Raw genomic sequence first — 15501 nt, 5'->3', positions numbered from 1 at the left:
TTGTTAAAAAACTACAAACCACAAACTACAAACGACAAACATTTTCTATGAATTTTATGGTGAATCATTCGGAAAGAACAATTGAAGTTAGCTTCACTCCTTTATTATTTAATCTTCATAAGAAAAGAAACAGCATTGTTGTGATTGTTGATATTCTTAGAGCAACTACTGCAATTTGCACTGCATTTGCAAATGGCGTAAAACACATTATTCCGGTTGCTACAATTGAAGAGGCAAAAAAATATAAGGAAAAGGGATATCTTGTTGCAGGCGAAAGAGACGGAATTGTTCTTGAAGGAGCTGACTTTGGCAATTCTCCTTTTAATTTCAGCAAAGAAAATGTAAATGATAAAATTTTTGTAGTTACTACAACTAACGGTACGCAGGCAATTGAGTTGGCGAAAGATTGTAAAAAAGTTGCAATCGGTTCTTTTTTAAATATTACTTCCCTTTGTAATTGGCTGGTTGAAGAAAATGAAAACATAACAATTCTTTGTGCCGGTTGGAAAAACAGATTTAACCTTGAAGATACAATATTTGCGGGTGCTGTTATTGAAAATTTATTAAGTAATAAAAAATTTAATTTAAAACTGAATTGCGATTCTGCAATGGCTTCGCTTGATTTATGGAACGTTGCAAAAAAAGATTTAATAGGTTACGTTCAGAAATTTGCACACAGAGAACGCCTCAGAAAACTCGGTCTCGACAATGTTATCGAGTATTGCTTTACAAAAGATGTTACCGACATAATTCCGGTTTTGGATGGCGATAAATTAGTGAAATTATAGTTGCAAGCTTCAAAGGATTTTTTTATCGAATCCCGCAATGGTTTAAACCATTGCGGGGTTTTGCATTTAAATAATTTTTTTAAGTTTTTTGAAAAAATAATTTATTGGTATTAAACCTAACAGAGGTATCCAAGACCTGTTAGGTCTAGTTTATTTCAAATTAAAATTTTTCCTGTCATATCCTTCGGAATATCAATATTCATAAGCTTTAGAATAGTTGGTGCAATATTGCACAATTTTCCGTCATTTATTTTTTTGTAATCATCATCAAGCAAATATATTGGAACAGGATTATTTGAATGAGCTGTATTTGGCGAACCATCAGCATTTAAAGCAAGGTCAGCATTTCCGTGGTCAGCAGTTAATATTACCGAATAACCATTTGCTCTTGCAGTAGTAATAGTTTCAGCAACACATTTATCAACTGCTTCGAGGGCTTGTATTATTGCCGGATAAATACCAGTATGACCAACCATATCGGCATTTGCAAAGTTAAGGCACACAAAATCAGCTTCTGCTTTTTTCAATTCTTTTACAATTGCATCTTTAACTTCATAAGCGCTCATTTCGGGCTTCATATCATAAGTTGCAACTTTGGGTGATTGAATTAAAATTCTGCTTTCACCTTCAAACGGTTCTTCTCTTCCGCCTGAAAAGAAAAATGTAACATGCGGATATTTTTCGGTTTCGGCAATGCGGATTTGTTTCTTTCCGGCTTTTGAAATCATCTCACCAAGGGTATTTTTAACATCATCTTTATCGAAAATTATATTTACATTTTTAAACGATTCGTCGTATCTTGTCATTGTTAAATATTGCAAAGGAATAGTGTGCATTTCAAAATCGGGCATTTCTTTTTGTGTCAAAACTGTTGTTATTTCTCTCAACCTGTCGGTTCTGAAATTAAAACAAATAAATACATCATCTTCTTTTATTGTTCCGAGTGGATTTCCGTCATCATTAACTACTACAATAGGTTTAATAAATTCATCGGTTACACCTTCATTATACGATTCTTCAATTGCTTTTAAAATATCGGTGGTTTGTTTTCCTTTGCCATGAACCAGTAAGTCATATCCTTGCTTAACTCTTTCCCAGCGTTTATCTCTGTCCATTGTATAATATCTGCCGGTAAGCGAAGCAATTCTTGCGGTTGTTTTTTTCAGATGTTCTTTTAATTCTTTAATATAACCCAAACCACTTTTAGGGTCGGTATCTCTTCCATCTGTGCAGCAATGAACAAAAACATTTTTTAAATCCCATTCAGTCGCAATATCACACAGTTTCATTAAGTGCGTTGAAAGAGAATGAACACCGCCATCGGAAATCAAACCCAAAAAATGAACAGCTTTATTATTTTCTTTTGCATACTTGAAAGCATTTATAAGCACAGGATTTGAAGATATTGAGCTGTCTCCTATTGCTAAATTTATTTTAACCAAATCCTGATAAACAACTCTTCCTGCACCGATATTAAGATGCCCTACTTCCGAATTTCCCATTTGTCCTTCTGGCAAACCAACATCTTCACCGGAACATAAAAGTTTTGCATGAGGTTCATTAATAAGATTTTTAATAAAAGGAGTGTTGGCACCGGTGATAACATCGGATTTTGTTCCATCACCAATTCCCCATCCATCCATAATTATTAAAATAACTTTTTTGTCTTTTCCCATTTTATTTATTTTGCATGATGCAAAAATAAAATAAATACGGCTCAATAACAATATTTAGACAAAAGTCGCAAGTATTGAGTCGCAAGAATGACGATAAATGAAGTATGATGTATAAAGTAAGATAAAGTAGCATTTGTTAATAAAAATGCATTATTATGTATAGGTAATAAATAGACAAAAAACAAAGTTATAAAAGCCAAAAGTAGATTTTTTCATACTTCATACATCTTACTTCTGTTCTTAGAACGCATTCATTTTTCTTTATTTAGATTATTTATTCATTTTTCGGGTTACATAATGCTTTGTAATTTATAAAAAATGTACATTTGTATTATAAAAAAACAAATTACAACAAAAATTAACCATGAAGGTTTTCAAAAAAATATTATCAGTTTTTATTAATAAATATGTTATTGCTGTGGTTATTTTCCTTTCATGGGTAGGAATTTTTGACAAGAATAATATGATAATTCAATATAGGTTAAAATCGGAATTGAATCAATTGCAAAAAGATAAAAAATATTATTCCGATGAAATTAAAAAAAGCAAAGAAGAAATTGAAGGTCTCACAACAAATAATAAAATACTTGAAAAATTTGCCCGCGAAAAATATCTTATGAAAAAAGAAAATGAGGAGATATTTGTTATTGTTAAACAAAAAAAGACGACAGTATTAAATGATTAAAAAATTGAAAGATTGAAAGATTTTTTAAACGAATTTGCAAGTTACTATTCAAAATTATCCATTCAAAGATTTTTTAATTTAACTAAAAATATATTTTCTTTTTTTATTTCTTCTGTTTTTAAAAAGTCCGTAAATATTGGTTTCCCAATAAGCATTACAATTGAACCTACAAATTATTGCAATTTAAAATGTTCCGAATGTCCAAGTGGTTCAGGTTTACTTACAAGAGAAAAAGGATACATTGATTTTAATTTGTATAAAAAAATAATTGACGAAATTTATAAAAAAACAATTTATCTTACTCTTTATTTTCAAGGAGAGCCGTACCTTCATCCCCGTTTTTTTGAATTAATAAAATACGCTTCTGATAAAAAAATGTTTGTATAAGATTCAACAAACGGACATTTTTTATCAAAAGAAAATGCACTTAAAACAATAGATTCGGGTTTGGATAAACTTATTATTTCTCTTGACGGAACAACGCAGGAATCCTATTCAGCTTACCGCAGCGGCGGTTCATTTGATAAAGTTATTGAAGGAGTTGAAAATATTGTAAAAACTAAAAGTGAACTAAAAAGAAAAAATCCTTTCATTGTTTTGCAATTTCTTGTTTTCAGACATAATGAAAACGAGTTAACTGAAATTAAAAAATTAGCTAAAAAGCTTAAAGTAAACAAATTTGAACTTAAATCGGCACAAATTTACGATTTTGAGAATGGAAATATTTTAATTCCTTCAAATAAAAAATATTCGAGGTACAGAAAAGTTGGAGAAAAGTATATTATTAAAAATAAACTTAAAAATAAATGCTTCCGTTTATGGACAAACCCTGTTATAACTTACGACGGAAAGGTTGTTCCTTGTTGCTTTGACAAAAATGCGGAATACAAATTGGGTGATTTGAAAAAAAATACTTTTAATGAAATTTTAAATGATAAATTTTACAAAAAATTTAGAAAAAAAAATCTATCACACAGAGATATAATTTCTATATGTAAAAATTGTACAGAGTAATTAAATTTTTTATTTCCCGCAGATTACGCTGATATTCGCAGAATTTATTTCAACGATAATCTGCGGTAAAATTAGTTTGCAAACATAGTATTTAAATAAATACAACAGCAAATTAACAGAAGAAATTTTGATTACTTACAAAATTTAAGCACATGAAATATCAATAATTAGTGCCTAAAGTTCAGAATGTTTATTGCAACTGAAGTTTTTTAATTTTAAGTACTAATTACTCAGGAAATATTTATGTTTGGGATAAAAAAAATGGAATTATCGCCTGAAGAAAAAAACACATTTAATCTGCATTTAATTTATTCAATTATTGACGGAGTTATTTTAGGCGTATTGGCTTTAAATGAATTTGTTTTTGTAAAAAGTTTAAAAGGAAACGACATTCAACTTAGTATTTTATTCCTTTTCAGTTCTGTGGTTTATGTTGTTACCATTATTTTCAACGAATTTGTTAAACATATAAAAAATAAAAAGAAATTACTTCGGCAAGTTGCTGTTATGAGCCGGGTACCTCTTGCTTTTTTATTTTTCTTTCCTCATTCAGAAATTGAAACTATTGCCAATTCTTATTTGCATTTTGTTTTCCTGACAATTTTCTTTATTTATTACTTATCACTACCTATATTTAACCCGATAATAAATCTTTTTTTAAAAGTTAATTACAAACATGAAAATTTTGGGAGATTGTACAGTTTTGCTACTTCTGCAAATAAAGTTGTAATGTTGGTAATTACTTTTATTTATGGCTTATTGCTCGATTTTGACCATTATGCTTTTACTTATATTTTCCCTTTAGTAGCATTATTAAGCATATTTTCTATTTATTTATTATCTAAGATAAATTTCATTGAAAGCATTGAAAATACTGAAAAGATAAAACTCCTCGATGCAATAAAAAAATCATTTTTAAATATGAATCAGATAATAAAAAAGAATATAGCATATCGTCATTTTGAAATAGGATTTATGTATTATGGATTTGCTTTTATGGGAACAATAAGTATTATGACTATATTTTTTGAAAAAGGATTAAATCTTAATTATTCAAGCGTGGCATTTTATAAAAATTCTTATAATATTTTAGCAATTATCATGCTTCCTTTTTTTGGAAAACTAATAGGTAAAATTGACCCCAGAAAGTTTGGTGTAATAACATTTGCCTCAATTATGATGTATTTATTATGTTTGGTTTTTACCGAACAATTTCCTTATTATTTTGAATTTATGGGATTAAAACTTTATTTTTTTATGTTGTTATTTGTTTTATTTAATGGAATATTTGCAGCAACCATGTCGCTTTTATGGAATATCGGCTCCGCTTATTTTTGTAAAAATAAAGATGTTGCCAACTATCAGTCAATTCACATGACACTTACCGGGTATCGTTCAATATTTGCTCCTTTTGTAGGTGTGATTTTTTATCGTTGGGTTGGTTTCTCCGGAACTTTTATTGCCGGAGCAGGATTTTTAGTAGTTGCAATTATTATAATGTTCAGGTCATATAAGAAATACCCAAACACCAAATGTAATATTTCAAAGGAAGACCAGAATGTATTACAAGTTATGAGCTAAATAATTCTAATTTTAAACCGTCATAATATCTTTTTCTTTTATAGAAAAAATTTGGTCAACTTTATTGGTGAAATTATTTGTAAAGTTTTGAATTTCGTTTTCGGTATTTTTTGCAACATCTTCGGGTAATCCGTTTTTCTGAAGCTTTTTTACATGCTCGTTCATATCTCTTCTAATATTTCTTATAGTAACTTTTGCATTTTCAGCTTCGGTTTTTGCTTTTTTTACAAGCTCTTTTCTTCTTTCTTCGGTTGGCGTTGGAACAGTAATTCTCAAAACCATGCCATCATTTTTAGGATTAAATCCGAGATTTGCGTTTAATATTGTTTTTTCTATTACCGTAAGTACCGACTTATCCCATGGCTGGACAACAATAGTTTTAGCATCGGGAGTGCTGATGTTTGCAATCTGATTAAGGGGAGTCATTGTTCCGTAATAGTCAACAAGAATAGAATCGAGCATTTGCGGAGATGCTTTTCCTGCACGTACTTTCATCAATTCTTTTTCCAGATGCGATATTGCTGCCTGCATCTGATTTTTGGTTTCGTCTATGCACTGTTTAGCTTGCTCACTCATAAGTTTATTGGTTTTAATAATTAATAAAAAATAAAATAATTTTATACGGTTCTTGAAACAAGTTAATTATTATTATCAATTTATTCTAATTGTTTATTTTGTTTCTTTTTTAAAAGTTTTTCGTATTCTTTTTCCGTCCAGTTATTTGTCCAGTGATAAACTCTCATATAGTGAAACAACAAACCAATTCCCCATGAAAGCATCGGGTAAATAGGCCAATATGAAAAGGTTTTTTCTTCAGTTATTATTGTTAAAAAATACCAAATACCCCACAAAGAAAGATTTACAAGAATATAAACCGTTAAATGCACTTTAAAGCCGGCACGTGCACTTGCTAATTCCCAAAGTTCCTGATTTCTGTTTTCGGAGTTTTCCATTTTTTATAAAATTTATGATTATAGAACAATTATTTTGCTACTTCACCACTTCATAAATTATTAATAAGTGTTCCTACTTTGTCGCCTCTAATTATTCTTTTCAGATTACCTTTTACGTTCATATTAAAAACTATAATCGGAATTTTATTTTCCCTGCAAAATGTAAATGCGGTTAAATCCATTATCCCAAGTCCTTTATCAATCGCTTCGTTAAAAGTTAAATTATCGAATTTTACAGCATTCTTGTCTTTTTCAGGGTCGGTATTATAAACTCCATCTACTCTTGTTCCTTTAAGAATTACTTCGGCTTTAATTTCTGCAGCACGTAAAGCTGCTGCTGTATCTGTTGTAAAATAAGGATTTCCTGTTCCACCAGCTATAATCACAACATAACCGTTAACCATATATTTCAATGCCATTTTCCTGCTCATAGTTTTGCATACAGGTTCTATCGTAATGCCTGATAATATTTTGGTTTTAACATTATTTTTCTCCAATAATGATTGAAGAGCCATGCTGTTGATGATAGTTGCCAACATTCCCATATAATCACCTTGAACACGGTCGAATCCTTCTTTTAATCCTTTTAAACCCCTGAAAATATTGCCTCCGCCAACAACAATTCCAAGTTGAACCCCTTCAGCAACTATAGCTTTAATTTCTTCACAATATCCATTCACTGTTGTGGGGTCAATGCCTGCCTGATTGCTTCCCATCAATGATTCACCGCTTAATTTTAACAGGATTCGTTTATATTTCATATTAATATTAAATAAATTTATTATCTGACAAATTTACAAAAAGAATTTTAAAAATTTTGTTTAAAATTATACAATATTGAAAACAATATGGCGTTTTAATGAAATAAAAGTTATTATTAACTAAAAACCAACTATGAAAAAAACATTTACCCTTAATGACTTAATTCTTTATACATACAACGAAACAAACCAAACTGACGCAAAAGAATTAAAACAAGCAATTGAAGAAGACGAATTTGTAAAAAAACGATTTGTTTCTTTCGGAAAAACAAAAAAATTGCTTGACGATTCCGAAATATCTCCATGCAACGATGTGATTTCTAATATTCTTGCTTATTCAAAAGCATTGAATGTTGTTAAACTCAGCAATTGCAGAAATGTTGAGTATGTCGCAAATTAACTTTTAAATCCTGCGAGAGTTCGAAGCCCTCGCAGGGTTTGTATTAATTTCAACAGTTTTAATCCATATAGTGCAAAATTTGTTCCTCATTGATTTAACTGAAAACTGATTTTGTTTTGCAGAAGAAAGAAATTCACAAAAAAATTACTGATTACTAATAATTATAATACTTTTGTTTAAAATTTTATTCTTTAATAAATGCTAATTTTATTTAGAGTAAATCAACGTTAGGATATTAAGATACCTAAGTAAATGATGGATTTTTTGTTGATATTACCTGTTGTTTTGTCCTTATTAATTTTGATTATCTCTTCAAAACTACGCTATTACTTTGCTCTTTTTATAACTTTATATGTTTCTGTAATAAGCTCTATACCTGCTATTTCTCTACTTATCAATTTTGGCTCAACTCCTTTTGTATTTTATATATTTTCAACAGAAATAATTATTGACAACTTAAGTGCATTCTTTATGATTGTGACTAATTTCACAATGCTCACGGGAATGCTTTTTTCAAAAGGATATTTACAGCCGTATTTAAGTAAAAAAAGTTCTTATGAAATAGCAATACATTATTGTAATTACTTGTTATTACATGTATCCATGCTGTTGGTTTTAGTTTTCAGAAACGGATTTGCTTTTCTTATTGCATGGGAATTAATGGCTGTTTCATCATTTATTTTGATTTTATTTGAAGGTGAAAAACGCTCAACATTAAAAACCGCAGTAAATTATCTTATTCAAATGCATATCGGATTTGTTTTTCTTTTAATTGCATTTTTAATTTGTCAATCAGAAACAGGAAATATAAGTTTTGATGCGCTAAAAATATATTTTGCAAATCACAACAATAGCTTTTTATTTATGATGTTTTTTGTGGGATTTGCTATAAAAGCAGGTTTTATTCCTCTGCACACATGGCTGCCTGATGCTCATCCGGCTGCTCCTTCACATGTATCCGGAACAATGTCCGGAGTTATGATAAAAATGGGGATTTACGGAATTATTAGAGTTCTAAGTTATGTGCATTTCGATTTGTATTTAATTGGTTTTTTTATTTTGTTAATTTCCGCAATATCCGGCATTCTTGGAGTAATGTTTGCTATAATTCAACATGACTTAAAGAAACTGCTTGCTTATCATAGCATCGAAAACATTGGGATAATAGGCATGGGTATTGGTCTGGGAACAATCGGGTTGGGCATTAATAATCCTTTACTTGTAATGCTTGGATTCAGCGGAGCATTGCTTCATGTGCTAAATCACTCGTTATTTAAATCACTTTTATTTTATAGTGCGGGCTCGGTTTATAAAAATTATCACACTCATAACATCGAACAACTTGGTGGTGTGATTCATAAAATGCCGAAAACTGCAGCATTCTTTCTCATTGGCTCTATTGCCATTTGCGGGTTGCCTCCATTAAACGGTTTTATTTCAGAATTTTTAATTTATTTGGGTTTATTTAAAGGTCTTACTACCGGTACCTTTCACAATTCAATTTTAATGCTTCTTGCAATAATCGCATTGGTTTTAATCGGAGGACTTGCGATATTCTGCTTTACAAAAGTTTTTAGTGTTGTTTTTCTTGGAACATCAAGAAAAAAGATGGAGAATGAAGTTAACGAAGTCGGTAATGATATGTTATTTCCGCAATTATTAATTTCACTGGCAATAATTGCTATCGGATTATTTCCGATGATATTTATTAAGCCCATAACCATTATTGTTTCGGGGCTTTTTAAAATAAATACCGACAGCTACATTTTGTCAATCACAGACACGTTCAGTAAAATCGGCATAATTAGCATTACATTGATTGTTATTACAGGTTCGCTTATTATTCTTCGTTCAAAAATGTTAAAAAAAAGAAAAGTTAATTATGGAACGACCTGGGGATGCGGCTCTGCTAATATTTCGGGAAAACAACAATATACCGGTTCATCTTTTGCAAATAATTTTAGCGACATTGCACGACCATTGCTTCATATCAAAAAAGAATATAATCAAATAAGCGAAAACGAGATATTTCCTGCCAAACGTTCATTTTATACACATCCTGAAGATGTTTTTAAAAAAACTATTTTAAAAATTGTTGATTTCTTAATGATGATTCTGAAAAAACTTGCCCGCTTACAAACCGGACAAATTCAACATTACATACTTTATGCTTTTATTTTTATTTTATTAATTTTTATTTTGATGTATTTAAAATTTATATGATAAGTTTCTTGTTGATATTGATAACTGCTTTATTTTTTCCGGGAATAATTCTCCGTATAAAAAGTATTACAAGCGGAAGAAAAGGCCCAGATATTTTACAGCCATGGAAAAATATCCTAATCCTGTTAAGAAAAAGCAGTACTTTTAGTAGTACTACAAGTTATATTTTTCAAATAGCACCGGTTATATATATAACAACAATTATTTGCGCTATGCTTCTTATGCCATTTGCAGGATATAAATTAATTTTCGGGTTTAATGGCGACTTCATTCTTTTTGCTTATCTGCTCGCACTTGGTAAATTTTTCTTCATTTTAAGTGCTATGGACACAGGAAGCAGTTTCGAAGGTATGGGTGCAAACCGCGAAGCTCTTTATTCAATGCTTGTTGAGCCAGCATTTTTTATTTTAATAGGAACTATTGCTTTATTGACAGGATATACCTCAATGCAAGAAATATTTGCAAACCTGCAGCTTGCAAATCACTATTATTTTATTATTTCCATAATATTGATTTATCTGTTAATTCAAATTGCAATGATTGAGAATAGTCGCATGCCTGTTGACGACCCAAAGACACATCTCGAATTAACAATGATTCACGAAGTAATGATTCTTGACCATTGCGGATTTGACCTCGCTTTGATACAAATTGGAACTACGTTGAAATTTGCAATTTACGGCACTTTTATTGCTAATTTTGTTATACCGGTTAATTTACCAATTGTTCTTCAGCTTTCTATTTATTTTTCGACGCAAATAATATTTGCTGCAATAATAGGGTTTTTGGAATCTTTCAGAGCAAGAAAAAAGCTAATGAAGAACCCGCAATTTATTGTTAGCTTGAGTTCTATTGCTCTTGTAGCATTTATTTTGAGTTTGTTATTATTACATCAAATGCTTAAATAATGGATATACTAATTGTCATATTGTTTGCAATTACACTCTTGTATTTTTCAATTACCGAACGTTTTAGAATTTATACAAACCTTGTATGTTTTCAGGGATTTTTATTATTTGCTCTTGCTCTCTTCGAACTAAAAGCATTAACTATCGGAAATTTTTTATTTGTATCATCAGAAACATTAATATTCAAAGGAATTGCCGTCCCATTTTTATTATATAAAATAATAAATAAAACAGGCGAAGAAAGAGTACATGTCAAAGCTTTACCCGGATTATTTTCTTTGATATTTGTATCTATCGGTTTGTTGCTAAGTATAATTATTGCATATTCATTAAAAACAAGACTTGGAAATATAACTTATTTTATTGTTTCATTCTTTGCATTGTACACAGGACTTTTTTTAATTACTTCTCATAAAAAAATATTCTCCCATTTAATAGGATTTCTTGTAATTGAAAATGCTGTATTTTTATTTTCGCTTACTATTGGCAATGAAATGCCGATGCTTATTAATATTGCCATTTTACTCGATATTTTTGCGAGTATATTGATACTTGGAATATTTGCCATGCGTTTGAAACAACATACTGATGATTTAACAATGCTAAAAGACGAATAAATGTTTTTGCTTTTGTTTTTTATATTATCAATTTCTATTGCATTATCAATGGTTTTGCATAAAAATAAGACGATTGTTAAAGCAATGACTATTATTTTTGGATTTATGGAATTGGCATTAGCAATATATTGCTGGCTGCATGTAGGAGAAACAAAATTGGAATATTTCACATTTGATAAACTTGGAGTATTGCTTCTTTCAATACTTTCATTACTCTCATTTACTACAATTTATCATGGTTTTATTTATGTTAAAGATGAAACTCCGAAAAGGTATGCTATTTATCATTCGGCACTTGTAGCATTAATAGTAGCAATGTCGGGTGCCTATCTGGCAAATGGAATGATAGCAGTATGGATATTTGTTGAAGCAACCACATTAGCCGTTGCAGCACTCATTTATCACGACCGAACAGCACTTTCTCTGGAAGCAACATGGAAATATTTTTTCGTTTGTTCAATCGGAATTGCTCTTGCATATATTGGAATCATGTTTCTTGGTTTAACTGTAAACGGAAACCGGATATTACAGTTATCTTTTGACTCTTTGTCGCAAACAGCAATACAGGCAAATCCGCTTTATCTGAAAATTGCTTTTATTTTTATTTTTGTTGGATATAGTACAAAAATGGGACTATTTCCGATGCACACGGTTACCATTGATGCTCATACTGTTTCCCCTCCGCCAATCAGTGCATTTATTTCAACTACTTTGATGAACGTTGGCTTTATAGCTATTTTCAGGGTTTACACATTGTTTTCTTCTACGGTTATTCTTACTTTTATGAATAATTTACTAATACTTTCAGGAATATTATCGTTGCTTATTGCCTCTGGATACATGTTGAAAGCAAAACACAACAAGCGAATGCTTGCATATTCGAGTTTGGAAAATATGGGTATTGTCGCAATTGCCATAGGAGTTGGCGGTATTGGCTATTACGCAGCAATTTTGCATATTGTTTTACATTCATTAACAAAAGCAGGTTTATTCTATCAGATGGGACAATCATATAAAGTTATGGGAACATATCAATTAGATGATTCGGGAAATTATTTAAAATTATATCCTGCAGGAGCAATTGTATTAATGCTCGGATTAATATGTATTACTGCAATTCCTCCATCAGGACTTTTTATATCTGAATTTTTACTTTTAAAAGCAATGGTTAATAATGGTAATTATTTTTATTTAATCATAACTGCGATTTTATTGTGTTTTGTATTATATGCTTTGACAACGCGAGTCATGCATATTCTTTTTTCGCAGCCACGAAATCCCGAAATAGTTACTACTAAAAGCATAAACCCAATACAAACAATCTCACAATATATATTGTTTGGAATAGTTATTTATATTTGCTTTAATCAACCTGCTGTATTGGTTGATTTTATTAATGGTATAGTGCAAGGATTGCCGAAATGATGAAATTTTGATTTAAAATTTAACCAAAATGGAATTGCTTGTTTGGCTGGTGTTTGAATATGAAACATAATATTTTGTGAATGTAATCACAAAATATTATGATTATTTGTGAATCTGTGGCTGATTTTATAGAATTAAGTATTAAAAAATGACGAAAATATATTACGAAATAACATCCAATCCATCATCAATCAAACTTACTGATATTCCTGTGTTATCATATTCGGAATTTCAAAAAACTGTTGATGAATTGATGTCAGTTGAATCAAATCATTGCTTGAATTATTTTGCGTTTCCTCTATCCGATAAGTATAAATTTGTTTGTTGCATTGGCGATGATGAAACAAAAAAAATAATAATTCTTTCACATGAACAGCCGAAAACAAAAGATATTTCGCTCGAATCAATAACCGCGAAACATTTTCAGTTTCATGTTTTCGAAAGAGAAATTTATGAAAATTACGGAATTTATTTTTCGAATCATCCTTGGTTAAAGCCAATTCGCTATCCTTTTAATCGTTCAAATTTAGAAAATAAAATAAGCAATTATCCTTTTTATTCTATTGATAGTGAAGAATTGCACGAAGTTGGTGTTGGTCCAATACATGCAGGAATTATAGAACCCGGATATTTTCGATTTATCTGCAACGGCGAAAATGTTTTGCATCTTGAAATTCATCTTGGCTTTCAGCACAGAGGTATTGAACAATTATTTTTAGAAAAACAAAGTGTACTCCAACAAACTATACTTGCAGAAAGCATTGCAGGCGACACAACTATCGCTCATTCTATTGCATATTCATTATTGGCAGAATCATTAGCAAATAAAACAATTTCAGAAGAATTATCTATCGAAAGAACAATTGCACTTGAACTTGAAAGAATTGCTATTCATATTGGCGACACTGCAGCACTTTGTACTGATGTGGCATATCAATTAGGACAGGTTATTAACGAAGCATTAAGAACTATTATTATTAATACAAATCAGTTTTGGTGTGGCAATCGTTTCGGCAAGGGCTTGATACGTACTTGCGGAAGTCATTATCCATTGACAAAAGAAATTATTGAAATTATTAAAAATAATTTGAACGAAGTAGAACAACGATATTTGCAAATAACCGATAGAATTTTCACTTTACCAAGTGTTTTAGCACGTTTTGAAACTATCGGAAAAGTAACAAAAAAACAAGCATCAATGATTGGTGCAGTTGGAATAGGTGCCCGCAGTTCGGGTTTGAAGAGAGATACTCGTTGGTCGCATCCGTTTTTACAATATGATAAAATAAATTACGAACCAATTGTTTTACCCAAAGGTGATGTTTGGTCGAGGGCAATGCTCAGAAAAATGGAAGTTTTAAAATCTGTTGCAATAATAAAAGAATTGCTAAATAAATATGATAACGAAAAAATTATTGATAATCCGAATTACGATTTAAAGTTTGAACCATATTTTATTGCAATATCCATGGTTGAGGGATGGCGTGGTGAAATTTGTCATACTGCAATTACTGATAATAAAGGGAAAATTATTCATTATAAAATAAAAGACCCTTCACTGCATAACTGGATGGCACTCGCACTTGCAGTTAGAGGACAGGAAATTTCGGATTTTCCGGTTTGCAATAAAAGTTATAATTTATCGTATTGCGGAAACGATTTGTAAAAATTATTAAAGAATAAATAACAATGCCTTTAAAAGAAATTAATATACTTGGTAAACACGGAAAGCAATTTGTTCCAGATTTGGAAATGGTTGAGTTGACTCCATTATTTAGAGGCAGACCAATAATTGGCACAAACATTACTGAAGAAGAAAAAAACAAAGTGATTTCACTTTGCCCTGTAAATGCAATAAACAATTCGCCTTTCTGTATTGACATGGGTAAATGCTTATTCTGCAATGAATGTCATTTTGCTTTACCCGAAAAAATAAATTTTACAAACGATTATAAAATTGCAACTAATGATAGAAGTAAACTTATAATTCAAGCAGGACAGGATATTCCAATAAAAATCAATCCTGATAAAATAAGAAAAGAAATTAAATCCTTTTTTAAACATGCTTTAAAACTCCGACAAGTTTCTGCTGCAGGAGATAACTCAACTGAAATGGAATTAAATGCAGCCGGAAATGTTAATTTTGATATGGGACGTTTTGGAATTGAATTTGTAGCATCACCACGTCATGCCGATGGAATTGTAATTACCGGACCAATTTCTCAAAACATGGCTGAGCCATTACAAATCTGCTATGATGCAATACCCGAACCAAAACTAATTATTCTTGCAGGTACAGATGCCATAAGTTCAGGAATATTTGCCGGCAGCAAAGCATTGAACAGAAGTTTTCTTGATAAATATAATATTGACCTTTACGTTCCGGGTAATCCTCCGCATCCATTGACATTTATCAATGGGGTTCTGAATTTAATGAAAAACAAAAAATAAAAAGGATAAAAAATTCTGA

16 protein-coding genes are annotated in these 15501 nt (G+C 30.4%); 12 read left to right on the top strand and 4 right to left on the bottom strand.

The annotated features are described in order from the left end of the window. Positions 1 to 56 precede the first annotated feature (56 nt). Positions 57 to 788, top strand: a complete 732-nt coding sequence (locus WC223_04745) for a 2-phosphosulfolactate phosphatase (GenBank protein MFA6923544.1) — start codon at positions 57 to 59, stop codon at positions 786 to 788. Between the two features lie 155 nt (positions 789 to 943). On the opposite strand, the gene gpmI is transcribed toward WC223_04745, so the two are convergent. Further along, complete coding sequence (gene gpmI, locus WC223_04740) at positions 944 to 2464, bottom strand: 2,3-bisphosphoglycerate-independent phosphoglycerate mutase (protein MFA6923543.1); 1521 nt, start codon at positions 2462 to 2464, stop codon at positions 944 to 946. A 364-nt stretch (positions 2465 to 2828) separates the two neighbouring features. On the opposite strand from gpmI, the gene WC223_04735 reads away from it, so the two are divergent. From WC223_04735 to WC223_04720, 4 genes are all read left to right on the top strand, one after another. Continuing rightward, positions 2829 to 3149, top strand: a complete 321-nt coding sequence (locus WC223_04735) for a septum formation initiator family protein (protein MFA6923542.1) — start codon at positions 2829 to 2831, stop codon at positions 3147 to 3149. A 12-nt stretch (positions 3150 to 3161) separates the two neighbouring features. Next, positions 3162 to 3536, top strand: a complete 375-nt coding sequence (locus WC223_04730) for a hypothetical protein (protein MFA6923541.1) — start codon at positions 3162 to 3164, stop codon at positions 3534 to 3536. Between the two features lie 60 nt (positions 3537 to 3596). Next, entirely contained in the window at positions 3597 to 4163 is a 567-nt protein-coding gene (locus WC223_04725; GenBank protein ID MFA6923540.1) for an SPASM domain-containing protein, read from the top strand. 261 nt (positions 4164 to 4424) lie between these two features. Beyond that, on the top strand, positions 4425 to 5744 hold the full coding sequence (locus tag WC223_04720) for an MFS transporter (protein ID MFA6923539.1): 1320 nt from the start codon (positions 4425 to 4427) through the stop codon (positions 5742 to 5744). A 12-nt stretch (positions 5745 to 5756) separates the two neighbouring features. Here the strand turns inward: WC223_04720 and frr are convergent, their stop codons facing one another. The 3 genes from frr to pyrH form a co-directional block, all read right to left on the bottom strand. Next, positions 5757 to 6320: a ribosome recycling factor gene (frr, locus tag WC223_04715; protein MFA6923538.1), complete on the bottom strand. Its 564-nt coding sequence runs from the start codon at positions 6318 to 6320 to the stop codon at positions 5757 to 5759. A gap of 80 nt (positions 6321 to 6400) precedes the next feature. Further along, on the bottom strand, positions 6401 to 6697 hold the full coding sequence (locus WC223_04710) for a 2TM domain-containing protein (protein ID MFA6923537.1): 297 nt from the start codon (positions 6695 to 6697) through the stop codon (positions 6401 to 6403). 50 nt (positions 6698 to 6747) lie between these two features. Further along, positions 6748 to 7458, bottom strand: coding sequence for a UMP kinase (gene pyrH / locus WC223_04705; GenBank protein MFA6923536.1), 711 nt, complete (start codon positions 7456 to 7458; stop codon positions 6748 to 6750). Between the two features lie 133 nt (positions 7459 to 7591). Here pyrH and WC223_04700 point away from each other — a divergent pair, with 133 nt between their 5' ends. From WC223_04700 to WC223_04670, 7 genes are all read left to right on the top strand, one after another. After that, positions 7592 to 7858 (top strand): hypothetical protein, encoded by a 267-nt coding sequence (locus tag WC223_04700; protein MFA6923535.1) that lies wholly within the window; start codon positions 7592 to 7594, stop codon positions 7856 to 7858. A gap of 252 nt (positions 7859 to 8110) precedes the next feature. Continuing rightward, a complete protein-coding gene (locus WC223_04695) occupies positions 8111 to 10081 on the top strand; it encodes a proton-conducting transporter membrane subunit (GenBank protein MFA6923534.1) in 1971 nt (656 codons plus the stop codon). After that, complete coding sequence (locus WC223_04690) at positions 10078 to 10989, top strand: NADH-quinone oxidoreductase subunit H (GenBank protein ID MFA6923533.1); 912 nt, start codon at positions 10078 to 10080, stop codon at positions 10987 to 10989. Before WC223_04695 ends, WC223_04690 begins: the two co-directional genes overlap by 4 nt. Beyond that, positions 10989 to 11606 carry a hypothetical protein gene (locus tag WC223_04685; protein ID MFA6923532.1) on the top strand — a complete coding sequence of 206 codons (618 nt, stop codon included), beginning with the start codon at positions 10989 to 10991 and terminating at the stop codon, positions 11604 to 11606. Before WC223_04690 ends, WC223_04685 begins: the two co-directional genes overlap by 1 nt. Continuing rightward, positions 11607 to 13031 (top strand): proton-conducting transporter membrane subunit, encoded by a 1425-nt coding sequence (locus tag WC223_04680; GenBank protein ID MFA6923531.1) that lies wholly within the window; start codon positions 11607 to 11609, stop codon positions 13029 to 13031. Positions 13032 to 13179: 148 nt separating this feature from the next. Continuing rightward, positions 13180 to 14697 carry an NADH-quinone oxidoreductase subunit C gene (locus tag WC223_04675; GenBank protein ID MFA6923530.1) on the top strand — a complete coding sequence of 506 codons (1518 nt, stop codon included), beginning with the start codon at positions 13180 to 13182 and terminating at the stop codon, positions 14695 to 14697. Positions 14698 to 14720: 23 nt separating this feature from the next. Then, positions 14721 to 15482, top strand: a complete 762-nt coding sequence (locus WC223_04670) for an NADH:ubiquinone oxidoreductase (protein MFA6923529.1) — start codon at positions 14721 to 14723, stop codon at positions 15480 to 15482. Positions 15483 to 15501: the final 19 nt, after the last annotated feature.

It is taken from the genome of Bacteroidales bacterium (assembly GCA_041671145.1).
Classification (GTDB): Bacteria; Bacteroidota; Bacteroidia; order Bacteroidales; family JAHJDW01; genus JAQUPB01.
The sequence above is the reverse complement of the archived record's forward strand: the minus strand, read 5'-3'. Positions and strand labels throughout refer to the sequence as shown.

What these genes read in the sequence shown, in the direction of transcription:
- WC223_04745 (MFA6923544.1), top strand. Translation starts at nt 57, where the DNA reads ATGGTGAATCATTCGGAAAGAACAATTGAAGTTAGCTTCACTCCTTTA.
- gpmI (MFA6923543.1), bottom strand. Translation starts at nt 2,464, where the DNA reads ATGGGAAAAGACAAAAAAGTTATTTTAATAATTATGGATGGATGGGGA.
- WC223_04735 (MFA6923542.1), top strand. Translation starts at nt 2,829, where the DNA reads ATGAAGGTTTTCAAAAAAATATTATCAGTTTTTATTAATAAATATGTT.
- WC223_04720 (MFA6923539.1), top strand. Translation starts at nt 4,425, where the DNA reads ATGGAATTATCGCCTGAAGAAAAAAACACATTTAATCTGCATTTAATT.
- frr (MFA6923538.1), bottom strand. Translation starts at nt 6,320, where the DNA reads ATGAGTGAGCAAGCTAAACAGTGCATAGACGAAACCAAAAATCAGATG.
- WC223_04710 (MFA6923537.1), bottom strand. Translation starts at nt 6,697, where the DNA reads ATGGAAAACTCCGAAAACAGAAATCAGGAACTTTGGGAATTAGCAAGT.
- pyrH (MFA6923536.1), bottom strand. Translation starts at nt 7,458, where the DNA reads ATGAAATATAAACGAATCCTGTTAAAATTAAGCGGTGAATCATTGATG.
- WC223_04700 (MFA6923535.1), top strand. Translation starts at nt 7,592, where the DNA reads ATGAAAAAAACATTTACCCTTAATGACTTAATTCTTTATACATACAAC.
- WC223_04695 (MFA6923534.1), top strand. Translation starts at nt 8,111, where the DNA reads ATGATGGATTTTTTGTTGATATTACCTGTTGTTTTGTCCTTATTAATT.
- WC223_04690 (MFA6923533.1), top strand. Translation starts at nt 10,078, where the DNA reads ATGATAAGTTTCTTGTTGATATTGATAACTGCTTTATTTTTTCCGGGA.
- WC223_04685 (MFA6923532.1), top strand. Translation starts at nt 10,989, where the DNA reads ATGGATATACTAATTGTCATATTGTTTGCAATTACACTCTTGTATTTT.
- WC223_04680 (MFA6923531.1), top strand. Translation starts at nt 11,607, where the DNA reads ATGTTTTTGCTTTTGTTTTTTATATTATCAATTTCTATTGCATTATCA.
- WC223_04675 (MFA6923530.1), top strand. Translation starts at nt 13,180, where the DNA reads ATGACGAAAATATATTACGAAATAACATCCAATCCATCATCAATCAAA.
- WC223_04670 (MFA6923529.1), top strand. Translation starts at nt 14,721, where the DNA reads ATGCCTTTAAAAGAAATTAATATACTTGGTAAACACGGAAAGCAATTT.